Annotated in this window: 19 protein-coding genes and 3 pseudogenes; 10 read left to right on the forward strand and 12 right to left on the reverse strand. The window is 61.4% G+C overall.

The window, feature by feature from the left end; translation table 11 throughout:
- Nucleotides 1–51 precede the first annotated feature (51 nt).
- From ACSHZY_RS16975 to ACSHZY_RS16985, 3 genes are read right to left on the reverse strand one after another with little or no spacing between them, the layout of a single operon-like run.
- Nucleotides 52–1,362 (reverse strand): TRAP transporter large permease, encoded by a 1,311-nt coding sequence (locus tag ACSHZY_RS16975; protein WP_435171160.1) that lies wholly within the window; start codon nucleotides 1,360–1,362, stop codon nucleotides 52–54.
- 9 nt (nucleotides 1,363–1,371) lie between these two features.
- Nucleotides 1,372–1,860: a TRAP transporter small permease gene (locus tag ACSHZY_RS16980; protein ID WP_435171163.1), complete on the reverse strand. Its 489-nt coding sequence runs from the start codon at nucleotides 1,858–1,860 to the stop codon at nucleotides 1,372–1,374.
- Between the two features lie 55 nt (nucleotides 1,861–1,915).
- Nucleotides 1,916–3,040 (reverse strand): C4-dicarboxylate TRAP transporter substrate-binding protein, encoded by a 1,125-nt coding sequence (locus ACSHZY_RS16985; protein WP_435171166.1) that lies wholly within the window; start codon nucleotides 3,038–3,040, stop codon nucleotides 1,916–1,918.
- Between the two features lie 175 nt (nucleotides 3,041–3,215).
- Here ACSHZY_RS16985 and ACSHZY_RS16990 point away from each other — a divergent pair, with 175 nt between their 5' ends.
- Complete coding sequence (locus ACSHZY_RS16990; RefSeq protein WP_435171168.1) at nucleotides 3,216–3,848, forward strand: TetR/AcrR family transcriptional regulator; 633 nt, start codon at nucleotides 3,216–3,218, stop codon at nucleotides 3,846–3,848.
- Nucleotides 3,849–3,856: 8 nt separating this feature from the next.
- Here the strand turns inward: ACSHZY_RS16990 and ACSHZY_RS16995 are convergent, their stop codons facing one another.
- From ACSHZY_RS16995 to ACSHZY_RS17010, 4 genes are read right to left on the reverse strand one after another with little or no spacing between them, the layout of a single operon-like run.
- Nucleotides 3,857–5,089 carry an amidohydrolase family protein gene (locus ACSHZY_RS16995; RefSeq protein WP_435171170.1) on the reverse strand — a complete coding sequence of 411 codons (1,233 nt, stop codon included), beginning with the start codon at nucleotides 5,087–5,089 and terminating at the stop codon, nucleotides 3,857–3,859.
- A 34-nt stretch (nucleotides 5,090–5,123) separates the two neighbouring features.
- Nucleotides 5,124–6,359: an amidohydrolase family protein gene (locus ACSHZY_RS17000; protein ID WP_435171171.1), complete on the reverse strand. Its 1,236-nt coding sequence runs from the start codon at nucleotides 6,357–6,359 to the stop codon at nucleotides 5,124–5,126.
- Nucleotides 6,356–7,300 carry an ornithine cyclodeaminase family protein gene (locus ACSHZY_RS17005; protein ID WP_435171173.1) on the reverse strand — a complete coding sequence of 315 codons (945 nt, stop codon included), beginning with the start codon at nucleotides 7,298–7,300 and terminating at the stop codon, nucleotides 6,356–6,358. Before ACSHZY_RS17005 ends, ACSHZY_RS17000 begins: the two co-directional genes overlap by 4 nt.
- The gene (locus ACSHZY_RS17010) at nucleotides 7,290–8,297 is read right to left on the reverse strand and encodes a proline racemase family protein (RefSeq protein WP_435171174.1); all 1,008 of its coding nucleotides are present in this window, start codon (nucleotides 8,295–8,297) and stop codon (nucleotides 7,290–7,292) included. Before ACSHZY_RS17010 ends, ACSHZY_RS17005 begins: the two co-directional genes overlap by 11 nt.
- Before the next feature lie 171 nt (nucleotides 8,298–8,468).
- On the opposite strand from ACSHZY_RS17010, the gene ACSHZY_RS17015 reads away from it, so the two are divergent.
- The 5 genes from ACSHZY_RS17015 to ACSHZY_RS17035 all read left to right on the forward strand — a co-directional run bounded on the left by ACSHZY_RS17015 (nucleotide 8,469) and on the right by ACSHZY_RS17035 (nucleotide 12,152).
- Nucleotides 8,469–9,452: a TRAP transporter substrate-binding protein gene (locus tag ACSHZY_RS17015; protein ID WP_435171176.1), complete on the forward strand. Its 984-nt coding sequence runs from the start codon at nucleotides 8,469–8,471 to the stop codon at nucleotides 9,450–9,452.
- 7 nt (nucleotides 9,453–9,459) lie between these two features.
- The gene (locus tag ACSHZY_RS17020; protein ID WP_435171178.1) at nucleotides 9,460–9,981 is read left to right on the forward strand and encodes a TRAP transporter small permease subunit; all 522 of its coding nucleotides are present in this window, start codon (nucleotides 9,460–9,462) and stop codon (nucleotides 9,979–9,981) included.
- Between the two features lie 21 nt (nucleotides 9,982–10,002).
- Entirely contained in the window at nucleotides 10,003–11,313 is a 1,311-nt protein-coding gene (locus tag ACSHZY_RS17025; RefSeq protein WP_435171180.1) for a TRAP transporter large permease, read from the forward strand.
- Nucleotides 11,306–11,830 carry a GAF domain-containing protein gene (locus tag ACSHZY_RS17030; RefSeq protein ID WP_435171181.1) on the forward strand — a complete coding sequence of 175 codons (525 nt, stop codon included), beginning with the start codon at nucleotides 11,306–11,308 and terminating at the stop codon, nucleotides 11,828–11,830. Before ACSHZY_RS17025 ends, ACSHZY_RS17030 begins: the two co-directional genes overlap by 8 nt.
- Before the next feature lie 76 nt (nucleotides 11,831–11,906).
- Complete coding sequence (locus ACSHZY_RS17035; protein ID WP_435171183.1) at nucleotides 11,907–12,152, forward strand: hypothetical protein; 246 nt, start codon at nucleotides 11,907–11,909, stop codon at nucleotides 12,150–12,152.
- Nucleotides 12,153–12,243: 91 nt separating this feature from the next.
- Here ACSHZY_RS17035 and ACSHZY_RS17040 read toward each other — a convergent pair whose 3' ends face one another.
- On the reverse strand, nucleotides 12,244–13,326 hold the full coding sequence (locus ACSHZY_RS17040) for a hypothetical protein (protein ID WP_435171184.1): 1,083 nt from the start codon (nucleotides 13,324–13,326) through the stop codon (nucleotides 12,244–12,246).
- Nucleotides 13,327–13,473: 147 nt separating this feature from the next.
- Here ACSHZY_RS17040 and ACSHZY_RS17045 point away from each other — a divergent pair, with 147 nt between their 5' ends.
- Nucleotides 13,474–14,517, forward strand: coding sequence for a tyrosine-type recombinase/integrase (locus ACSHZY_RS17045; protein ID WP_435171185.1), 1,044 nt, complete (start codon nucleotides 13,474–13,476; stop codon nucleotides 14,515–14,517).
- Nucleotides 14,518–14,796: 279 nt separating this feature from the next.
- On the opposite strand, the pseudogene ACSHZY_RS17050 reads toward ACSHZY_RS17045, so the two are convergent.
- From ACSHZY_RS17050 to ACSHZY_RS17065, 4 genes and pseudogenes are all read right to left on the reverse strand, one after another.
- Nucleotides 14,797–16,016, reverse strand: a pseudogene (locus ACSHZY_RS17050) (IS5 family transposase).
- Between the two features lie 274 nt (nucleotides 16,017–16,290).
- Nucleotides 16,291–17,343, reverse strand: coding sequence for a replication initiator protein A (locus ACSHZY_RS17055; protein WP_435171186.1), 1,053 nt, complete (start codon nucleotides 17,341–17,343; stop codon nucleotides 16,291–16,293).
- A 618-nt stretch (nucleotides 17,344–17,961) separates the two neighbouring features.
- A pseudogene (locus ACSHZY_RS17060) lies at nucleotides 17,962–18,708 on the reverse strand (DDE-type integrase/transposase/recombinase); the annotation flags it as partial.
- 396 nt (nucleotides 18,709–19,104) lie between these two features.
- Complete coding sequence (locus ACSHZY_RS17065) at nucleotides 19,105–19,716, reverse strand: AAA family ATPase (RefSeq protein WP_435171188.1); 612 nt, start codon at nucleotides 19,714–19,716, stop codon at nucleotides 19,105–19,107.
- 548 nt (nucleotides 19,717–20,264) lie between these two features.
- On the opposite strand from ACSHZY_RS17065, the pseudogene ACSHZY_RS17070 reads away from it, so the two are divergent.
- From ACSHZY_RS17070 to ACSHZY_RS17080, 3 genes and pseudogenes are all read left to right on the forward strand, one after another.
- Nucleotides 20,265–21,007, forward strand: a pseudogene (locus tag ACSHZY_RS17070) (type IV secretory system conjugative DNA transfer family protein).
- Entirely contained in the window at nucleotides 20,916–21,398 is a 483-nt protein-coding gene (locus ACSHZY_RS17075; protein WP_435171189.1) for a hypothetical protein, read from the forward strand. Before ACSHZY_RS17070 ends, ACSHZY_RS17075 begins: the two are co-directional and overlap by 92 nt.
- Nucleotides 21,399–21,533: 135 nt before the next feature.
- On the forward strand, nucleotides 21,534–22,483 hold a 950-nt coding region (locus tag ACSHZY_RS17080), incomplete at its 3' end, for a transposase (protein ID WP_435171190.1).

A 22,483-nucleotide genomic window follows, 5' to 3' on the forward strand; every position in this document is an offset into this window, starting at 1 on the left:
CAATGATCGGGGAGTAGCTCATTTTGGCGAATCTTGTACGATAATGTAACGTCAACGGTAAGCCATGGTCGGCAACCAGAGCGTGATTGCGGGAACGAGGATCAGCAGCAAAAGCGTCACGAAGTCCATCACCACGAACCATCCCACCCCCCGGAAGACTTCCTTCAACGTGACCTCGTTCCCGAGCGCGCTTTTGATCATGTAGACGTTCAGCCCGACGGGCGGCGTCACAAGACCGATCTCCAGCAGTTTGATGACGATGATGCCGAACCAGACGGGGTCCATCCCCGCCTCGTTCACCAAGGGCAGGATCAGCGGGATCGTCAGCAGCAACAATCCGATGCTGTCGATCAGCATCCCGAGGATGAGGTAGATGACGGTCACCGCCAGAAGGATCCACCACGGCTCACTGCTGACGGAAAGGATAAGGTCGGCAAAGGCGGCAGGTAGCCCCGACAGCGCCAGAAACCGGGTGAAGAACAGTGACCCGATCAGGATGATGAAGATGGATCCCGTGGCGATGATGGCCTGCACGATTGCATCCAGCAGCCGCGCCATCGTCATGCGGCGCTGCACGGTCGCGATCAAGATGGCCACGAAGGCCCCGATCGCCCCCGCTTCGGTGGGGGAGAAAATGCCACCGAAGATGCCGCCCAGAACGGACAGGATCAGCACCGGCAGCGGCCAGATCTCGCGATAGGCCTGCCGACGCTCCTCCGCGCTGACCTCCACCACCGCGCCGCCGCCAAGGCTGGGGTTGATCTTCACCCTCACGACGATCATCGCCATGTAGATCAGCGCGGACAGGATGCCCGGCAGGAAACCCGCCATGAACAGCTGGCCCACCGACACCTCGGCATACACGCCGTACAGGATCAGCAGCACCGAAGGCGGAATCAGGGAACCGAGCGTGCCGGACGCCGCGATGGTGCCGGTGGCAAGGCCGCGATTATAGCCGTTTTTCAGCATTTCCGGAACCGCGATGCGCGACATGGCCGACGCCGTTGCGGTGGACGATCCCGCCGCCGCCGCGAAAAAGGCGCAGGCGGCGACCGATGCCACGGCCAGACCACCCGGCAGACGGGCGAGCCAGACCCGCAGGGCGATGAACAGCCCTCGCGTCATTTCCGTTTTGGAACAGATAAAGCCCATCAGCAGGAACATCGGTGCGGCGGACAGTTCCCATTGCCCGACATAGTCGAACGGCGTGGCCGAGATCATCCCCCATGCCACATCGAGGTTGAACATATGCGCCAGGCCCGCCACCGCCACGCAACCGAGCGACAGCCCGATGGGCATCCGCAGTCCGATAAGCACGAGGGCCAGGACCGTGTAGAGAACACCGATTTCAAGTTGGCTCACGTCAGACCCTCAAAACGCGCGGCGTGCGGCGACGGCACGGGTGAAATTGCAAAGCAGCGCCACAAGCAGACCAAGAAAGCCGAGCGGCAAGGCCCATCTGGCAGGCCAGATGTGAAAGACGAAATTGGCCATGGCCGTTTCGCGACGCGCCGCGGCACCGATCGCATCTTCCAGCGTTTGCCAGCCCAGCATGCCGAAGAAGACGATCCCCAGAATGCAGGACAGAAGATACAGGGCAAGCTGCACGGGTTGCGGCATCATCTGCGCGAACAGGTCCACGCGGATGTTTTCATGCCGCAATTCCACATAGCCGAGGGACAGGAACACCAGCCCCACCATGTCGTAATAGGACACGAATTCCAGCGTTCCGACGAGTGTTGTGTTCCACATTGCCCGCATCACGACGTCTAGCGTGATCTGCAGCATCATCAGCACCATGAACACGGCAGCAATCACGAGGAATGCGCGGTTCAGCCCATTGGCCACACGCTCGATCATATGCGATATCCCACCTTTCGAAGATCAGCACGCCCGTGGGGGCGTGCCCCGTTCCTCAGTTCACGCCATAGCTCGACGGGTCGAGGTCGGCATAGATTTCCTGCATCGCAAGGGCGGTCAGCGCATCCTCGTCCTGACGGTCGACGGTTGCGAGAAGCGTCTGCCATTTGTCCATGGCGGCGCGGAAATCGTCGATCAGCGTCTTGGAGTCCACAATTCCGTATTTGCTGGTGGCCAGGTCATACACGTTGACCAGCGCCTGTTCGCGGAAGGCCGCGACCGAATCCGACAGGTCCTGTTCCGGCTCGTAGATGGTGTTGCCCTTTTCCTTTGCGCTGACCAACGCCGCCTCGGCCGAGGCGTTGTAGCCGATGGCCAGGCGCACCATCGAACGGGCGCTGGCCTCCATCAGGGTGCCACGATCCTTCACGGATAGATCGGCCCAGAAATCGGCGTTGTATCCCCACATCGGACCGGCCCAATACATTCCGGTCGGCACCAGCGTCGTGTGCTTGGCCACTTCCCAAAGGGAACGGTCGATTAGATCGTTGGGGGCATTCGACGCGCAGTCGAGGGTTCCACGCTCCAGCCCCGTATACATCTCGCTGGACGGGACGTTGACGGGAACGCCGCCGGCCTGTTCCACCCATGCGGATACGGTGGAGCCGGCGGTGCGGATACGCTTGCCCTGCAGTTCGGCAAGGTTGCGCACGGGTTCGCGGCAGAACAGGACATAGGGCGGCGTGGCATAGGCCCCAAGATAGACGAGACCCAAATCCGACCATTCCTTCAGTTGCACGGGGTTGTGCATGGAAAAGTCGGCAGCTGCCAGAAGGGCGACCACCTGATCGGAATAGTTGAAGCCCAGTTCCTGCACGGCATTCGCGACAGGCATTTCCGACGGGGTATACACCGCCGTCTGGTGCGCGACCTGAACGACGTTGTCCTGTGTCGCCTGCAGGTTCGCGCGCGGCGCCAGCAGAACGGTGCCGGTATAGACCTGCGGGTTCAGATCGCCCTCCGACAGCTCCTTCACCAGATCGGCCCACTCGACATAGGTGTATTCAGCCAGCGGGCTGCTGGCGTCATAGAACACGTTGGCGATGAAATCGGTCTGGGCCGACGCTGACGCGGCCCCAAGGCCAAGCAGCACGGAGGCGGTGGTGAGTAGGCGGATCATCAAGTCTCTCCCATCGGGTCGCGTTTATGTGACATCTTATTTAGAAACATTCCTGCCCGTTTGTTCATGTCTGTCAAGCGTCGTGATGGATGCGACAAATAAAACAGGTCGGTTTGTTCGCTTGTTAGGCGTTCGGTGACAATCTATCTGGGAAGCGGACAAGAAGGAGCATGTGGTGGACATTCAGCCCCCCCCAAAGCGACGCACGCAGGCCGAGCGGTCGGAAGAAACGCGGATGCGGCTGTGCGAAGCCACGCTGGATGCGCTGAACGAGCTTGGATACGAAAAGATGTCCACGCAGGATGTCGCGCGGCGTGCGAACGTGTCCCGCGGGGCGCTGACCCACCAGTTTCCGTCGCGCAACGACCTGATCATCGCGGCTTTCCGCTACCTGATTGATACATGGGAACAGGGCTGGCCCTTCACACCCGCCGGCGATCTTCCGCGGTTGGAGATCGAGGACCTCGTCGATGTTCTGTGGGCAAAGCTGTTCCATACCGGCCGCTACATCGCCTCGCTGGAGATGATGCTGGCTGCACGGATGGATGACGATCTGGGCATCGGACTGCGGCAGGAGATGTCGCGCTGGACGACGTTGCGCGACCGCTTGCTGGCCGAAATGCTGGGCCTGCCCGCCGACGATGACCACACGAAAGACTTCATCCAGATCAACCTGTGCCTGATGCGGGGCATCGCGGTGCATCGCAGCTTCGACACCGAACCCGGGCAGGACCAGCGCCTTCTGGCAGAATGGAAACGCATTCTGGCGGCGGCACGGGCGGCAGGGCTCCTGCCCCGCTCGCCCTGAGCGCCGGATCAGATGTGGGCGTCGCGTTTCACGACCGTGCCGCCCTTCAGGATTAGCGGGATATGCGCCCCCTGATCGCCCAGAAGCGTCAGATCCTGCAAGGGATCGCCCTTTACGAAGATCAGGTCGGCATGAGCGCCCGCCACCAGCTGACCGACCTGCCCTTCCATCCGCAGCACCTTTGCCGCATCCAGCGTGGCCGAACGGATCACGTCCTGCGCGGGAAGGTAACGGCCCCGCAGCTCGAATTCCCGCGATTGGTGGGGCATCATGCCCCCCAGAAGATCGGTGCCGAACCCTGTGGTGACGCCTGCCGCATGGAGATGCGACAAAGCCTCTAATCCGGCGCTACGGACATCCTCCACCTTGGCCACGGATTCGGGGGGCAGGCCGTACGCCGGGCCCTCGCTGCCCAGAACGTCATAGGTCACGGTCGTTGGCACCACGACCGCGCCCATCTTCGCGATCCGCCGTGCAGTCGATGCCGACACGAGGTTGCCGTGCTCCACACATTCGACCCCACAATCCAGCGCACGGTTGATCGCCGCATCGTCATAAAGATGCGCCGAGACATAGGTTCCGGCCCCCTTGGCCACCTCCACGATGGCGGTGATCTCCTCTCGTGAAAAGGCCTGGTATCCGATCGGATCACTGGGGGAGGAGACGCCGCCATCGGCCATGATCTTGATGAACTGGGCGCCGGATTTCAGCTCCTCTCGGGCGGCGCGGCGGCAGGCATCGACCCCGTCCACGATCCGGCCCAACGATCCCAGCCGATCTGCATACCAGCCGACATCGCGGTTGGAATACGGCCCCCGATAATCCGTGTGCCCGCCCGTCTGGCTAAGCGCCTTGCCGCAGATCACGAGGCGCGGCCCTGTGAACAAACCCCGCTCCACCGCCTGCACGAGGCCGATATCCGCGCCGCCCAGATCCCGGACCGTGGTGAAGCCGCGCATCAGCATCGCCCGCATGATCGCGCCCGATTCCGCCGCGACCAGCGAATTGGGCAGGTGGGCATTGCGCCCCAGATCCGCCGTGGAGGCGATGACGTGGACATGGCAGTCGATCAGTCCGGGCATCACCACATGGCCCGCCGCGTCGATGCTGTCGCCGGTGGTGGCGGAGCCTGCGGCCGCAATCTCGCGGATGCGGCCGTTCTCGATGATGATATCGCAGGGATCGGACGGACGGTCTGCCGTGCCGTCGACGATGCGGGCGTTGCGGATGGTCAAGGTCATGAAGGCTCCTATCAGGTCGGGGGGGCAGGTCGGATCAGTCGGCAAGTCGGTTCTTGTGGAAAACGCCATCCTTCAGGATTACGTCCAGCGGGGCGCCGTGGTGGGTGAACAGGTCGGGATCGGTCGTGGGATCGCCATCGACGACCAGCAGGTCTGCCAGCGCACCGGCGGTCACGGTTCCCACCTGCCCGTCCATCATCATCATGCGGGCATTCAAGCCCGTGGCGGACAGCAGCGTGTCGACCGGATCTTCGGCCCGCGCGCGCAGGGTGAACTCGCGACCTTGGTAATGATGCAGCTCGATCCCCAGAAGGTCGGTGCCAAAGCCCATCGGAACACCCGCCGCCCGCGCGATACGGATGCTTTCCAACCCGCGTTCGCAGACATGCGCGATCTTGCGCATCGACACGTCCGAAAACCCGTAACGGTCTGCGAATTGCGTCAGGATGTCGGAGGCGACAAGCGTCGGACACAGCCATGTGCCGGTATCCGCCATCAGGGTCGCGGTATCCGCGTCGATCAGGTTACCATGCTCGATCGTGCGCACGCCTGCCGCCATCACGGCGCGGATGGCCCGCGGGGTATAGGCATGGGCACAGACATAAGTGTTCCACGCCACCGCCTCCTCGACGACGGCCCGCAGCTCCTCGGCGGAAAACTGGGTGTTGTCGATCGGGTCCGTGACCGACGCCGCCCCGCCCGAGGCCATGATCTTCACGAAATCCGCACCTTTACGAAGCTCGTCACGGGCCGCCTCGCGGATCTCGGCCACGCCATTGCAGACGCGTCCGATCATCGACCCCACGCGGTGCGGCCCCGCCTGCCCCGGCGGCGTGAAGACGGACCGCATGTCCCCATGCCCCCCAGTCTGGCTGAGGGCGAGGCCCGAGATGTTCAGCCGCGGCCCCTTGATCCATCCTTCCGCCACCGCCCGCACAAGGCCCGCATCCGCGCCCCCGCAATCGCGCACTGTGGTGAAGCCGCGATCCAGCATTCCCTCCATGATGTGGCGGGCCTGCGTATGCACGAACGAGGGCCATTGCCGGTCGGCGGACAGATCGACGCTGTTGGCCACGACATGCACATGCGCGTCGATCAGGCCGGGCATCAGCACCTTTCCGGCGCAGTCGATGCGGGTGGCATCGTCGGGCACCACGACGTCGGGGCCGGCGGCGGCGATGCGGTCCCCTTCGACCCGCACCACCCAGCCGTCCTGCAGGTCGCGCGAGATTCCGTCGAAGATGCGGGCGTTCAGAAAAACGAGTGTCATGTGCGGTCACGTCCGTGGGTATAGGTAAGGGCCGCCCCCGCCAGATCTTCCAGCGCGGAGCCTACGGCCTTGAAAAGCGTAATGGCGTCGGGGCCGCTTCGACCGGAATGGTCGCCGCGCACCAGCGGGGTCAGCGTCGCGCGGATGCCGTCCGGGGCCAGCGCCCCTTCTGCGCGGGCAGCCAGAATGTCGCCGGATTTCGTCGCAGCCTCGTCCGTGTCGGCAAAGACTTCGGCGCGGGCGAAGCATCGGGCGTTCGTTTCGCGCATATGGGGGGCGAAGCTGCCGATCAGGTCCAGATGAGTGCCAGGCCGCAGCCAGTCGCCCATTATCAACGCTTCCTCGGACAAGGTGGCGCAACTGATGAGGGTAGAGGTGCGGACTGCCCCTTCCAGATCGGTGGCGACCTCAGCAGCGTGGCCGTCTTGCACCAGCGTGGCGGCAAGCTGCTGCGCCTTTACCGGATCACGCGCCCAGATGCGGATGCGCGACAGGGGCCGCACCGCTGCGAACGCATCGGCCAAAAGACGCGCGACACGCCCCGCCCCCACGATCAGCAGATCCTGCCCGCCCGGGGAGGCCAGCAGATCGGCCCCGAGCGCGCTGGCCGCCGCGGTGCGTCGCGCCGTCAGCTCGTCCGCGTCCACAAACGCCAGCGGAACGCCGGTCGCCGCATCGAACAGGGTATAAACGGCGTGAAGTCCGGGCAGACCCTTTGCGGAATTCGCAGGCTGGATGTTGATGATCTTTACGCCATAGAAACGATCCGTCCATGCGGGCATGACAAGACTTTGCATCCCCCCCTCCATCCGGTGGACATGGCGGGACGGAACATGGGCCGGATCGCGGAACGCGTCACGCAACGCAGATACCAGCACATCGAAGGGCAAGGCCTGCGCGACGGCCTCGGCATCAAACGCAAGGGGCGGTTCAGCGGACAAGGAAGCCCCCCGCCAGTTCGTCCGCCGGATCGAACATCCAGTTTGCCGTTCCCAGAAAACCGGCCCCACCCGAGACTTCGGGGATAACCGCGTCGCGACCGTGAAAGGTGACGCGTTCCAGCACGCGAGCGTGCATGCGCGTGCCGATCAGGGATTCGTTGGTCCAGCGCTCACCAACGTCGATCACGCCGCGCGCCGCTAGAATCGCCGTGCGTCCTGCCGTGCCCGATCCGGTGGGGGATCTGTCCACCTGCCGGTCTGCGAAGATGCAGCAATTGGCCTGCAACGATCCTTCATGCGCGGGCGGGCCTGCGATGATGGTGCCGTAGATGTGGTTCAGCTCCGGAATCTCGTCATGCACGACCGGATGGGCGAGGTTGGCCGCCGCCTTCACCTCGGCCCCGAAGCGGATCAGGGCATCGACGTTCGAAGCGGTGATGGACAAGCCGTGCGGCGCACCGTCGGCATAGAAATAGAACGCCCCGCCAAAGGCGATGTCGCCCGTCACGCGGCCGAAACTGGGCGTGTCCACATGTACGTCCCTGGCCCAGACGAAGGACGGCACGTTGACGAACCGCACATCGCCGACGCGGTCGCCGTCCCATTCCGCGAAGGCCTCGATCCGGCCGCAGGGCGCGTCGATCACGACACGGGTTTCGGGTAGTTGTCGTTCCACCCAGCCCAGCAGGACCGCCGCCGTGGTCAGTGCGATCACGCCGTGCCCGCAATGGTCGCTGTAGCCTTCGTTGTGCGCGAAGATCACCCCGAAATCCCCGTCGGGAGAGACTGGAGGCGTCAAGATGCCCAGATACATGTCGGCGTGGCCACGCGGTTCCAGCGTCAGGGCGCGGCGGATATGGTCGGCGTGTTCCAATAACCACGCGCGACGGGCAACGATAGTGTCGCCCGCCAGCTTCGGTATACCACCCGTGACGATGCGGAACGGCTCCCCCCCGGTATGCATCTCTATGGTGGTCAGCAGTTGATCGACGCGCATGTTCGGCCCTGTCCCCTGATATTCTCAAGCGTTTTGCAGATCCGCGAAAGAAAAATGACACGATTGCAAAATACCGCTTCATTTAAAGACAAACATGCCGGTATGTTTTGTCAAGAGAAATGGAGAGCCCGGATCGAACCGTGCCCCATCCCCCCGATCAGGAGAGTTGACATGACCCCGTTCATCCCCGCCCTTGCCGCCGCCTGCCTTTTGGCGACAGGTGCTGCCGCGCAGGCCAACCTCGATCTTGCGAACGAATATCCGGCCAGTTCCATCCACGGGATGACGGCGGACCGCTTCGCGGCGCTCGTCTCCGAAAAAAGCGGGGGCACGGTGGCCATCACCACCCATCACGGAAGCGCACTGGGTTACAAATCCCTCGACCAGTTCGATGCCGTGGGCGACGGGGCGATCGATCTCGCCTCCTCCGCATTCGTATTCTGGACAGGGATCGACCCGATGTTCCAGCTCCCCTCCCTGCCGTTCATCGCGCCCACGATCGACGACACCCGCGCATTGAGCGAGGCCGCGACGCCGACATACGAACGAATTCTTGAAGACAGCAACCAGATCCTGCTGGTTCTGACGCCGTGGCCTGCAAGCGGATTGTGGGGCAACGAACCGCTGGACACGGTGGAGGCATTGGCGAACAAGAAGGTGCGCACCTATGACGTGTCCTCCACCGAAACGATGCGCAATGCGGGTGCGTTTCCGGTGCAGACGACATGGGCCGACGTGCCCGCGCAATTGTCGACGGGGGCGATCGATTCGGTCCTGACTTCTGCCGACGGGGGCGTGGGCGTGCAGATGTGGGAACAGCAAAAGGCGTTCACGGTCGTGAATTATGCCATGCCACTGCAGGCCATCCACATGAACCGCGACGTGTTCGACGGCCTGACCGAGGACGAACAGCAAAACATCCGCGACGCCGCCGCCGAGGCGCAGGCCTATGGCTGGTCGCTTCTGCAGGACCGCACGGCGGAGAATTTCGCCGCAATGCGCGAACATGGCATGACCATCGTGGAAGACGTCTCGACCGAATATCTTGCGGCCCTGCGCGCGGCGGCCCAACCCTTCGTCGACCGCTGGACAGCAGATGCAGGCGACGAGGGCGCGGCGATCCTCGCGCGCTATGCCGAACTGCGCGGGCAGTGATCCGCCGATGGCACGTTTGTACCGCGCGATCTATGCCCTGTCGCAGGCCGGGGCCGTTCTTGCCGCGCTGATGCTGGTCGGAATGGTCGGCCACATCATGCTGGAGATCATCCTGCGCGGCCTGTTCGACACGTCCACCTTCGTGGTGGACGAGTTCGTGGGCTATGCCATGATCGGCGCGATCTTCTGGTCGCTGGGCTATACGGTGGAACATGGGGCGCTGATCCGCGTCACGGTCCTGACGCAGCGCCTTCCGGCATGGGTCGAACGTGCCTCGCTGGTTCTGGCCGCCGCCAGCACGCTGGTGGTGACGCTTTGGCTGATGCAGTTTTTCTGGACGCGTCTTGCTCGCAATTATGCCCGCGGCACCGTGTCCAGCAGCATCGCCGCCGTGCCAAGCTGGATCCCCGAGGCGATCCTGTTTTCCGGCCTCGTGATCCTTGCGCTGCAACTGGCGGCGTTCGGCCTGCGTCAGATCACCGGACATCCGTCGCCCGCCACCCCCACCGACGACGCATTCGTCGAATAACCCCGCAACAGGAGTCTGTCGATGGACGCCCTTATCGCTGCCTTCACGGTGCTGGGCCTGCTGGCCCTGACGCTGGGTGCGGGTCTTTGGATCTTCACAAGCCTGCTGATCGTGGGGGGAGTGTCGCTTTGGCTGGTCATGGGCCAGTCGCCGGACCGGATCGGGACCATCGCCTCCGGCATCCTGTTCCGCTACGCCTCCAGCTGGGAATTGGCTTCCATCCCGATGTTCGTCTGGATGGGAGAGATCATCTTCCGCACTGACATCTCCGCACGCCTGTTCCGGGGCCTGGCCCCCTTTGTGGAGCGGATTCCGGGGGGCCTCCTGCACACGAACGTTCTGGGATGCACGCTGTTCGCCGCCGTCAGCGGATCGTCCCCCGCAACGACGGCCACGGTCGGACGCATCACCACGGCAGAGCTGTTCAGGCGCGGCTATGACCGCAACCTTGCCGTCGGATCCATCGCAGGGGCAGGCAGCCTCGGTTTGCTGATCCCGCCCTCCATCGTGCTGATCGTCTACGGCATCCTTGCCGAGCAGTCGATCACGCGACTGTTCGCCTCCGGCATCCTGCCGGGGCTGATGATTGCCTCGCTCTATGCCGGATACGTCATGCTGCGCGCATGGCGGGACCCTTCCGTCGCGCCGGGCGCACCCCCGCAGCGCAGCCTGCGCGATTTCGGCGTGGCGCTGCTGGATCTATTGCCCCTGTTCGTGCTGATGCTGACGGTCCTCGGCTCCATCTATTCTGGTATCGCCACCCCGTCCGAGGCGGCGGCCATGGGCGTTGCGGCCTCGCTCGTGGTGGCGGCGTGCTTGCGTCAGCTGACGCTGCGGCTGCTGCGGGTCACGATCCTCGGGGCGCTGCGGACCAGCACGATGATCTGCACGATCCTGATCTGCGCGGCCTTTCTGTCCACGGCGATGGGATACATGCACATCCCCGCAGACGTGGCGGCGGCCATCGGCGGGCTGAACCTTTCGCCCTATATGCTGCTGCTGCTTCTGACGGTGTTCTACCTTGGCCTCGGCGTCATTCTGGACGGCAGTTCCATGGTGGTGATGAGCTTGCCGATCGCCCTGCCCCTGGTGCTTCAGGCCGGATTCGATCCCATCTGGTTCGGCATCTATTTGGTCCTGATGGTGGAAATGGCGCAGATCACGCCCCCCGTCGGCTTCAACCTGTTCGTGCTGCAAGGCGTCACCGGCTGGTCCATCTGGCAGGTTGCCCGCGCGGCGTTCCCGTTCTTCTGCCTGATGGTGCTGGGCCTGCTGCTGATCACCATCTTCCCCGACATCGTCCTGTTCCTGCCGAGGTATCTTTATGGCTGACATCACCCCCCGCCCCGGACTGTCGATCGCACTGCCCGACATGCCCCCCACCCCGCTGCATGCCCGTCTGGATGCCTGCGGGTCCGACGCGCAGGCCTTGCTGACCACATTCGAGGATATCTGCGCCGAGCGTTTCGGGGTCATGCTATTCACGGTTCTCCAGTGGGATCCGTCCCGCGATGAAATCCAACGCGTTCACAGCAACGACCCCGATCATTATCCCATGGGCGTGTGGAAACCGATGGGACCGACCCCGTGGGGGGCCGAGTTGCTGAAAGCCGGTCGCGCCGTGCTGTGCCATGACGAGGCGGAACTTCGCTGGGCGTTCCCCGATGCGGACCTTCTGGTCCGTCTGGATTGCGTGGCCAATCTTTCCGCGCCCGTATGTCAGAACGGGCGCGTTTTGGGGGTCGCATCGATCTCGAACGTATCGGGGCATTATATGTCAAACGACTTGGCGCTTTACGCCACTCTCGTGCAGTACTTGGTGCCAGTGTTTTCAAAAACCTCGCTATAAAATAGGATTGCAGGTCCACTCAAATCTATTTGGTCAGTGGACGCCCAAACAAAGTCAATCCGAAAGGCCCCGCATCATGATACCCGAGTTCAAGATCATCTCCTTCTCCGAAACGGCCCTTGTTCACTTCGCCGCCGTGCAGATGGTTGCCGAAGAGCGCCGGGAGCTCGCGATCCACGAGGAGGACGGGCAGGTCGTGTTCACGCTCGCCAACATGGGCCATGACGACCGGCCCGAGCAGGCGAGCTTCACGGACCAGGAGTTCGACACGCTCCTCGAGGCCTACGAGCATCTGGCGCTTCTCTTGGGAAAGGACACCTGATCCGCAGGAGGCGTTGCCCATGCACGCATGATCTCGTCATCTCGGCATGACGATCGATCGGAGCCTTGCCTGGATTGCAGACGTTCTGCCATCAGACCGTGGCCCTCCACAATCTGAACCGCCCCCGCCCTGTGATTTCATGCACGAGGCCGCGCTGTTCGAACGTCCGCAAAATCCGCTCGGCGGTATCGCGGCTGACGGTGGCGGTCTCTGCCACATCGGCGGCGGAGACATAGGGCCGGGCAGCCAGCACTGCGAGCACCTTCGCTGGATTGCGACCCCCCAGATCCGCGACCCGGGCCGTCGCCTGCTCCCGCCAGTCCGCGGCGCGGTCGAGGTCGGCAAGGGCGGACAGCGCACCGCTGCGCACCTCGGCCATCCAGAGGCGCAGCACATCCAGCACTGCACCCCCGCGTCGCCAGGACTGGCCCGCCGGAGCCAGGGGGACAAAGCCAAGGGCCCGGTGTTCCCGTGCCGCGATGCGGGAGGCCATCACGGCCCCGTCCAGACCCTCGCCCTCGCCCGACACGTCAAGAAGCCGCCACGCCCGAAGCGCCGCGCAGCCCTGCGTGATCGGGTGCAGGTGCGCGGAGCGGTCAAGGACCTCCTGCCAGGCGTGCTGCACGTCGTCGACGGCGGCGTCCAGGGTCACGCGTTCCGCAAGCAGCGGATCCCCCTGCCACGCCGGCCGATGTCGTCCCAGAAACCGCCGCAGGTCCGAAGGAACCCCCGGTGACGCGGTCAGACGACGCAGCGCCCACCGTGCCCGCTCCAGATCCCGGACGCGATCCGGATCGCCGCCGGCGTCCAGCTGCGCGCGGCCGATGCGGTCGCGGTCGAGCCAGCGTCCGTCGGCGCGGAGCATGGCCTCGACCTCGCGATAGGCCAGACGCTCCGCCGCCCCCTGCCCCACGCGGCGCACCGCTTCGTCCAATCGACCGAGAGCCTGCGCGGCCCGTGCGAGATCGGCGGCCAGCGCCGCTTCCGCCCGCCGCCAGGGATCGACATCGAGAAGATCGCGCCGGTCGGCGCGGGGCAGCGGTAGGTCCCAGGCGGCGACACCTTCAGGCGCATCCGGATCCTCTTCCACTTCGCCCGGCGGGTCATACGGGGACGGTAACGACCACCGCGGGTCATCGTCGAACCATTCACTATCATTGAGATGAGGTTTCATGACCGCATTATACGATAGCTATGCGGTTTACCGAAGCATTTGTCTTCTTGATCCATCAGTCATGATAAGTAACTCTTATCACGAGTCTTGCTTTACGGCGAATGACACGGCAAGATCGTGGTTCAAGATCGCGATCGGACCACCTCCATGCCCTCCCTGCCCTCCTCGTCCTGCCTCGTCTCGGTGCTGCCGGAGATGTCCGAGGAGCTGACCGAACTCTACCGCCGGGGCACGCCAGCGAACACGCTGCGGGCCTGGGAACGCGACCTGGTCTACATCCGGGCCTGGAAGCAGCTGACCTTCGGCACCGACATGACCTGGCCGGAAGAGGAGCGCGTCGCTTTGCGCTTTCTTCTCGATCATTCGACAGCCCTCCACGATCCGGCGCATCCGGCGCAGGGAGTGGCGCTGGCCCTGATCGGTCTGGGCCTGCGGCGGTCCCTTGCCTGCCCCGCCCCGGCAACCCTTGACCGGCGGATCGCATCCTGGCGCAGCTTCCACCGCATGCGCAATCTGGCCTCCCCGTTCGACGCGCCTGCGGTCTCGGCCGCCCGAAGCAAGGCCCGACGCGCCGCAGACCGGCCGCGAAAGCCCAAGTCCGCCAAGCCCGTCACCCGGGAGGTTCTGGAGACACTTCTGGCGACCTGTGATTACACCGCCCGCGGGATCCGCGATCGGGCCATGCTGATGCTGGCCTTTGCGTCAGGTGGCCGCCGGCGCAGCGAGGTCACAGCGTTGGATATCGAGGATGTTGGAGCGGATGATTATAAGACTAAAGGTGTGATCTGGCTGCGCCTGCTCGAGACGAAGACGACAACGCGCGCCCTCGCGCCCAGGCTGCCGCTCAAGGGTCGCGCCGCGAACGCCCTGCTGGACTGGCTGAAGGTGCGGCCGGCAGGACCGGGTCCGCTGTTCCGGCCCGTCTCGACAGCGGACCGCGTGCTGGCGCGCCGGCTCGCTCCGGACGCTCTGCGGGTCATTCTGCGGCACCGTCTGACACAGGCGGGGTTGCCCGTCGACTACGCCTCTCCGCACGGGCTGCGCGCCGGGTTCCTGACCCAGGCCGCCCTAGACGGTGTACCCCTGGCCGCCGCCATGAAGCTGTCGCTGCACAGTTCGGCCGTGCAGGCGCAGCGCTACTACGCCGATGTCGAGGTGGAGATGAACCCGGCGACGGAATTGCTGGGGTGAGGCAGTTCTATGATGTGAGTCTTCTAGGGGCTGCAGACTTCTGGCCTGCGTTGGGCTAAAGGTATTCCCAGAGGTGTGTAGGGCGAGCGCACCGTGTCAGAGCTTGTCACCGCCAACGATCCTGTGCAGGGCTTACGCAGCCCTACCCGGGCCAGGCTCAATACACTAAAATGTTTAACAGGCCGCTGAAAAAGGCTAATGTTCGGAACGGCTTCCCGGAGATGGGGCATTCGACAGGTCTCAGTCGTGGGCAGACAGTTCTGTCGGTAGCTCCTCGTCTCATGCCGCGAGCAATTTCGGCAGTCTGGCCAAGTTGCATGCCGCCATCGCCAAGGTGAAGCAGGCCCGCACGCGCTCTACGCCGCGATACAGGGTCTGCGCCATGCCGCCGATGGTCTTCACCCAGCCGAAGGGTTCCTCGATCTTCTTCCTACGCCGCTGTGACTTGGTGTAGCCGGGGTGCCGGGTGGTTCTGCCGTCTATGGCGGAGTGCCGGGACTTCTGGGCGACATGCGGCGTGACCACCATCTGGCGCAGCTCGGCGACAAAGTCCGCGCTGTCGTAGCCGCGGTTGGCTGCCAGTGTCAGGCGCCAGGTCGAACCGGGCGAGTGGCGGTGAAGCATGTCGATGGCAGCACACCGTTCGGCGTGCCCGTCCGCCCGCGTCAGGTCGGCCTGCACGATCAGGCCGGAGCGCAATCGGCATGTTCCTCGAACCAGTGGCGGAACATGCCTCATATCCATCAGGCTGTGCCCCATGAAGCACAGCATGGCCCCGGCGCCGGGTGACTTCTTGAGCAGCCGGGCCTCTGGATCGGTTGTCGAGGCATGGGTCGCGTTAGAACGTCATTCACCTCGGAAGCCGACTTCGACGTTGCGGTTGCGGCGTGTGGGGCGGGGCATCGGTTCAGGCTCGGCGGTGGACTGGTCGGGGGAGGATGTGGGCAGCACACGCGTATCTGGCGGATCGCCGGGATCATCGCCTCCGTCGGGGGTCGCTCTTTCCTTACGCTGGAAGCTCTTCATCGAAGTCCAGGCCTTCACCAGGGTGCCATCGACCGAGAAGTGATCGTCCGACAGCAGCGATGCCACCTCGCGATGCGCCAGGATGGCGGCCATGATCTTGCGGGACATGTCCGTGGTCAGCAGCCGGTCGCGGTTCTTCGTGAACACAGTCGGGACCCAGACAGCGTCGTCGATCCCGAGCCCCACGAACCAGCGGAACATCAGGTGTAATCCATCTGTTCCATGAGCTGTCGCTCGGACCGGATCGAGTAGAGGATCTGCAGCAGGCTGGATCGGATCAACCGTTCCGGCGCGATCGAGGGGCGGCCCTCACCAGCGTAGAGACGATTAAAGTCGACATCCAGCGAACGAAGCGCATCGTTGACGACAGCCCGGATCTTGCGCAGCGGATGCCGGGCCGGGACGCGCTCCTCGAGATCGACGTAACTGAACAGCGATCCCGTCGCCACCTCCGTCCATGCAGTGGCGCCAATGAATCATGTTCCGAAAGCCGGGTCGAGGCCAGAGTTTTTTCAGCAGCCTGTTAAAGCTCAACTTTCAAATCAGGAAATCAAGTGCGAGACGATTGAACGGAATCATCTGGCATTGCAAACTAGGGCACAGTGTAGGCTTATTCAAATTTTGCGTTGGTCGTACTACAACAAGCTGATAGATGACACAGAAATGAATATTGGTGATTGCAACTGATCAACAGGCACTGTCTGAATACAGCTTGCGCAAAACTACTGTCTCTGGGGTTGTATACCATCATGCTCGCCCTCGCTTCTCGTACCAAGTTACGCAAAATTTGAGAAAATGCCGTCCCGGTGCCTTCGGCTCAATTTCCTCTTGGGTGCACCAATTTCGCCATTCCTGTTCGATCATCCGAACGTCCCAGCCGGGAGCGGCTTGTCGGGCTTGCTCATAAATATCAGAGTCCAAAGTGCCAATGGAAACAGCCTCGATGATGGCCGGCTGTGGAACCGTCCCACGACTTGTGAACACCACCATGTCTCCGTCAAGAGCGAGATGATAATCAGGAAGGTGATCCGTTTCCCCGATTTGCTTCAACAGATATCGGAATTGCTTCATTGGACTTTTGCTGCCCGATTTAGCATAAAGAACATCGACACCACACCGCCAAGACTTCTGGTTTCCGCAGTGTTTGCGCGCTAATTCGTAGACGCGCCTCTCCATTGGTTTCCGAAGTCGGAAATAATCACGAGAGAGCGTGAGCACCTCGTTATGCCTGATCGCATTGAATACCCAATCGGACAATGTAAGCTCAATATAAAGAATCCGCCCTTCTGGCTTGCCGTTTATTAACTGTCGACCAATATGGGCTTCGTCGATAAGGCCAAACAAACTCGTCTGCTCTTCATTACCCGTTCTGATATTTGTAGCTATTCTTGTACCAGAGAGACGCTTCAGCCCTTCTACCAAAGCATCATAATCTTTACCGCCAGTCCCCCGATTTGTGAAACGCAAAAAGTCAAAGCTGTCTAACCGAATGCGCTTTGACACCTTTTGCCCACGGTTTAATTTTGTCATGATCTGCGAAATTGCGTAGATCAAAATATCTTTGTCATAGATCGTAGCAAGCCCTTTGACGCTCGGCGTGATCTCAAGCCAATGACCGTTCCTCTCATACCTCCTAATCGCAACATCAGGCTTTTTGGAAAGCGAATAGAATGGGTGCTCGAGTTGCGGCAGGATATCTTTGAGAACCGCATCGGCAACATCACAGACAAATAGATCCTCTTCCGGATACTTCTCCGGAAGCAGTTCGTCATATAAAGGATTCGGGGGAACAGTGACCATACTGCATCATTCGGGGGAACAGTGACCCTGTCAAGAGATTCGGGGGAACGGTGACCACTATGTCAGAAGGAAGAGATTCGGGGGAACAGTGACCGTGCCGTGGGTTTCGGGGGAACAGTGACCGATTTTGCAGCCTTAGTGTGCCACCTTGGCTGTAAAATAAGCCGCGGAGAAGAGTTCAGTGTCGCATTCACAGGGAAAAAGACGCCATGAGGGACATGTCGGGATTTAGTGACCGTCTATCGGGATTTGATGACTAAACTTCGGGGTATTAGAGACCAGGACAACATTTTTGATGAATAGAAACAACGAGTTAATATGACTTTTCAACCTCCTAACACTATATTTAACACATACTAACACAGAGGCGCTTGTGGATAACTTACCTATGGTAGGCCGCCACGGCCTAAGTTCAGACACCAATGGCACTAAGTCCAGTAATGGTTCAGACCCCGCGAGGAGACTGAGATGACCAGCAACCTGCTCTGGTTAACGACCGCCCGGATAAAAAATGTCCTGCCTTCTTCCGAAGAGCCATGAGCATCCCGATGTTGATGGCAGAGATGATGCTGAGCAGCATTATAATCATCTGGTCTTGCCCCCTGTTTCACCGGACGCTCAGGCGGTTGCGGTTTGATCTGCAATGAACTCGCGGGGCGAGCGCATCTTCAGCCCAGAGTGCGGGTGATTGTCGTTGTCGTCCTCGATCCGGCCTCTGATCAATCCCAGAACGGTTTGGGCGTCTGGCCGCGGCGTGACGTGGACGCAATCGCGCTTGAGCGTCTTCACGAAAGCCTCCGACATGCGTGCTGCGCACCTCCGAGGGCTCCGGACCGGGGTGAAGCAAGGCTTCAGGCCAAGTTGGCGGGCGAAGATCTGCGTGTCCCTAGCAATGTAGGGTGAGCCGTTGCCGGACAGCATCTCGACGGCTGAAGGCGCACGGTATGTCCCGAAGCGACGCTCGACGGCTTCGAGCATGATGTCGCGGATGTCTGACCCGCTGATCCCTCCATTCACCACCGCACGCCAGGCGATGATTTCGCGGTCGTGGGCATCGAGGATGAAGGCGCCACGGACGATGTCGCCGTTCCAGCAGGTGAACTCGAAGCTATCTGAACACCACCGCAAATTTGACCGTATGACGATAACCATGCCGCCGTGAACATGCTCGGGACGCTTCGTATACTGTCGCGCCGGCAGCAGGTTATGGACCTGCGTGATCCGGTAGACCCGCTTGTGATTGACCGGCACCAGATCTTCCGACCGCAGCTGGCGGTTCAGGATCGCGGTGACACGACGGTAGCCATAGGTGGGCCGGGCCGTCCCCGGTGTGGCGATCCGCGGCACGGGGGCCAGTTCATCAGCAATTTAGCGGCTTGCGGTGGTGCTATGCACCCATGGCCTGCAGTTAGGCTAGAGCCCCTAAAATTGTAGGAAGTGATGGAGCAAATTGAGCATGCTCGCTAAAATCTTCGGTATTCTGCGTACCTGCGTACGCAGGTACTTACTTCCTGTTTGTGCCTAGAAACTTTTTTACGGCTTGTTCACACAAAGCTTGATGGGATGTACCTTCATCGAAAGCTTTCTGTCGCAAGGCAGCGTATGTCTGAGAGTCCAAGACAAGGGATAAGCGTTTCGAGGGCCCCTGCCCCACTGCCTGCAGAGCAGGGTCGGGCTTCTCAGCTCCACGCTGAGTTACTGGCTGCTCGGGTGTAGTAGCTTCATCAAGGAAACCTCCCATTTCGAACGTCTTTTTCGCCATTACAGTTGCTCCTTCACATATGCCCATGCTGCAAGAAGTTCATCCCGCGCCTTTGGGTCGTCACCTTCAATCACAGATCGTCCGTCCATGTCGGTCTCGGCGTGCGCGACTCGAAGGGCGAGATTTACATCGGCCAACTTGCCGCGTGCAGCAAGCGCCCGAACTGCCTCATCGGTCATTTTCGTTCGCGTTGTCTGTGAAAGAAAGAATACAAAATCGGTGCCTGCGGATTTTGCGGACGTCAACGTTGCTCGGACGGCCCTAAGGTCTGTCGGCGATGGTCGCACGGGGATAACAACTAGGTCCGCAAGCTTCATGGCGTCAGATAGCCATGCATCAGAAGCCGGTGGCGTATCGATGAACAGATAGTCAAAACCATGAATCGCTGTGGTATCTATAGCCTTTTTTAGTTCCTTCGGCCCAGGGTCTCGACCAGGCATCACAGGCTCGTCGGCCTCGCGCTGGTCATACCACTCGCGAAGCGATTTCTGGGGGTCCATATCGAACATCATGACCTTGGCGCCCTCAGCCGAGGCCGCGACCGAAAGATTTTTTGCGATCGTTGTTTTACCGGCGCCCCCTTTCTGCGACGCCACTAGTATAGTTTTCATCTGCGTATCCCCTTACGTAAGTGTGCATGTGCGTAACTACGCAGGTGCGTTAGTGCGTGCGTACAAAGTTCTAACTATGCGCTTTCCAGAAATCAAACTTTTTCTGCGGTAAGTGTCTGCGTAAATACGTATCATGCGGAGCAAATGCTTACTGACCAGGGGGCCATACCCTGTTTAGGAAAACCATACGTAGATTGAGATGGCGTTGTTGAACCTACGAATATGAACAGTGTAGTACGTATGCATGTGCATGCGTAATGAAGTGCGTACGTGCGTACAGGATTGAACTGAAGAGGGAGGTGCTGAACCCGGTAAAGCGCATGGCCGAGTTGGGAAAGATCGCGACACTGTTCTTGCAAGCCGATGGGAGCAGCGCCGCCAGCTTCCTTCCGAACAGCCGGACCATTTTCATCGCGTGCGGAATTCTGGCCTACGAGCAAGGCGAGCTGACCCTTGGCCGCATCCATAAGCTTGCCTTTGGCGGTGGCGAGAGCAACGCCAAGTTTGGCGCCTACGCCAAGGTGGTGAAGGACCGCAGCGCCCGACTGATGTTCGAGCAGCTTGCAGGGACGACCGAACGCACCCTGTCCGCCTATCTGTCGGTTCTGTCATCGGCAGGCATGTCGGCATGGGCCAACCCACATACCTGCGCCGTCACGGACACCAGCGACTTCGATTATTCAACCTTCCGCAGGCGCCCGCAGACGGTCTACCTGACTACCCCGTTCAACGAATCCCCGCGATTGCCCCGCTGATCCGGTTGTTCTTCTCCGACCTGATCGCGGCCCTTCAGGATCACTCACCCCGTCGCGACGAGCCGTTTCCGATTCTTATCATGCTGGACGAGTTTCAGCGCATCGGGCGGATGCCGATCGTGGCCGAGAGCATTTCGCTTCTGCGTGGCTATGGCGGCAACCTCGCGCTTGTCACCCAAACCATTCCCGACCTTGATGTGGTCTATGGTGAGCAGGTTCGCAAAACCTTGCAGGGCGGGGCAGGGATCAAGCTATACCTGACGCCTAACGAACCGGACACGATTTCTGAATTGTCCGACGCAGTGGGCATGACGACCAAGCGCGTCGTCAGCAAGTCGAAGAACATCAAGGACGGGCTGTTTTCCAACAATGTCTCGGAGCGCACCGAAGAACATCCCTTGCTGACACGCGACCAACCTCGACCAGATCGCGGCGCAGGCGAACGTGACGCGTGGCGCGGTTCACTGGCATTTCAAGAACAAGGAAGGGCTTCTGTTCGCCATCGGCGCGCAGGCGCAGGAACGATTTTCGCGTGAGGTCGCCGATCTGAGCCATCTGGGATATCGGGCGCATCTGGACGCGGTGGCGGATGCGGCTATCGCGATCTTCGCCCGTCTTGAAGACGATCGCAGACACAAAGGTCTGCTGCGAATGGTCTTGCGCAGTGACATTCTCGCGCGGGACCGAGGCGATGGTGTCGAAAGCGCCTATCGGAAAAACTTGCACGATGCCCTTTTGTCGGCTTTTGAGGCGGTGGAGAAGAATGGCGCCCTCAGATCCGGATGGACCGCCGCTGCTGCCGCGCAGATGACCGCCGCCTTCATCTGCGGCCTGATCGCGGAATGGGCGCTGGACGAGAGTTTGGAATTCGCTCCCGCCGCTGACATCGTGCGCGAGATGCTGGGGTCCTTGTTAGCTCAGGACTAGACGCCGGAGGTTTGTGACCGAGGCGGCCTACCCACCTGACAGATAACCACTCTGTTCCCCTGTTCAAAACCGTTCCAGACCGTGTGAAAACTCAAACAGGATTCACAGGTTTGGGCGACCGTGGTATTCTTGGTCATGGCACATATTTCAGGCGATGATCGGTCCCAACTCCTGCTTTTGCCGGACTCTGTGGACGACTATGTGGGGTCGGACAACGTTGTCCGGTTTATCGATGCTTTCGTTGACGGGCTCGATTTGAAGGGTGCTGGCTTCGGACGGGTCCAGGCGAAGACCACCGGTCGACCGGGATATGATCCAGCCGATCTCTTGAAGCTCTACATCTACGGATACCTGAACAGGGTGCGGTCCAGCCGCCGGTTGGAGGTCGAGACGCGACGCAACCTCGAAGTTATCTGGCTGCTCCGCCGCCTGACGCCAGATTTCAAGACAATCGCCGACTTCCGACGCGACAACAGGACGGCGTTCCGCCAGGTGTTCCGGGAATTCGTCGTGCTGTGCCGGGAACTCGACTTGTTCGGACGAGAGTTGATCGCGGTCGACGGCACCCGGATCAAGGCCGTGAACAGTCGGGAGCGGAATTTTACCAAAGCCAAACTAGCCAAAGCGATTGCGGAAAGCGATGAACGCCTGGCGCGGTATCTCAAGCAGCTCGATGAAGCCGACAAGAACGGTGAGGACGCGCCGGAGGGTGGCACCGTCGAGAAGCTTCAGGATAAGATCGCAGTGATCCGGGAGCGGCGTGGACGCCTTGATGATCATGGCAAAGCTCTTGCGGACAGCGGCGAGGACCAGATCTCGCTGACAGATCCGGACGCACGCGCAATGCACTCCAGCAGCCGCGTCGGGGTCGGTTACAACATCCAGATCGCGGTCGATACCAGGCACAAACTGATTGTGGAGCAGCAGGTCCACAACAAGGTCGGCGACCTGGGCCTGCTGACCGAGACGGCCAAGGCTGCGCGTGAGGCCCTCGATGTAGCTCAGATCGATGCCGTGGCCGACCGGGGCTACTTCAAGATCGAAGATATCGAGGCTTGCGAGACGGCAGGCATCGTGCCCTACGT

This window comes from Falsirhodobacter sp. 1013 (genome assembly GCF_051195255.1).
Lineage (GTDB): Bacteria > Pseudomonadota > Alphaproteobacteria > Rhodobacterales > Rhodobacteraceae > Falsirhodobacter.

Bases quoted from the DNA above. Each gene is read 5' to 3' on its own strand.
- ACSHZY_RS16980 (WP_435171163.1), bottom strand. From the start codon at position 1,860: ATGATCGAGCGTGTGGCCAATGGGCTGAACCGCGCATTCCTCGTGATT.
- ACSHZY_RS16985 (WP_435171166.1), bottom strand. From the start codon at position 3,040: ATGATCCGCCTACTCACCACCGCCTCCGTGCTGCTTGGCCTTGGGGCC.
- ACSHZY_RS16995 (WP_435171170.1), bottom strand. From the start codon at position 5,089: ATGACCTTGACCATCCGCAACGCCCGCATCGTCGACGGCACGGCAGAC.
- ACSHZY_RS17000 (WP_435171171.1), bottom strand. From the start codon at position 6,359: ATGACACTCGTTTTTCTGAACGCCCGCATCTTCGACGGAATCTCGCGC.
- ACSHZY_RS17010 (WP_435171174.1), bottom strand. From the start codon at position 8,297: ATGCGCGTCGATCAACTGCTGACCACCATAGAGATGCATACCGGGGGG.
- ACSHZY_RS17015 (WP_435171176.1), top strand. From the start codon at position 8,469: ATGACCCCGTTCATCCCCGCCCTTGCCGCCGCCTGCCTTTTGGCGACA.
- ACSHZY_RS17020 (WP_435171178.1), top strand. From the start codon at position 9,460: ATGGCACGTTTGTACCGCGCGATCTATGCCCTGTCGCAGGCCGGGGCC.
- ACSHZY_RS17025 (WP_435171180.1), top strand. From the start codon at position 10,003: ATGGACGCCCTTATCGCTGCCTTCACGGTGCTGGGCCTGCTGGCCCTG.
- ACSHZY_RS17030 (WP_435171181.1), top strand. From the start codon at position 11,306: ATGGCTGACATCACCCCCCGCCCCGGACTGTCGATCGCACTGCCCGAC.
- ACSHZY_RS17035 (WP_435171183.1), top strand. From the start codon at position 11,907: ATGATACCCGAGTTCAAGATCATCTCCTTCTCCGAAACGGCCCTTGTT.
- ACSHZY_RS17040 (WP_435171184.1), bottom strand. From the start codon at position 13,326: ATGAAACCTCATCTCAATGATAGTGAATGGTTCGACGATGACCCGCGG.
- ACSHZY_RS17045 (WP_435171185.1), top strand. From the start codon at position 13,474: ATGCCCTCCCTGCCCTCCTCGTCCTGCCTCGTCTCGGTGCTGCCGGAG.
- ACSHZY_RS17055 (WP_435171186.1), bottom strand. From the start codon at position 17,343: ATGGTCACTGTTCCCCCGAATCCTTTATATGACGAACTGCTTCCGGAG.
- ACSHZY_RS17065 (WP_435171188.1), bottom strand. From the start codon at position 19,716: ATGAAAACTATACTAGTGGCGTCGCAGAAAGGGGGCGCCGGTAAAACA.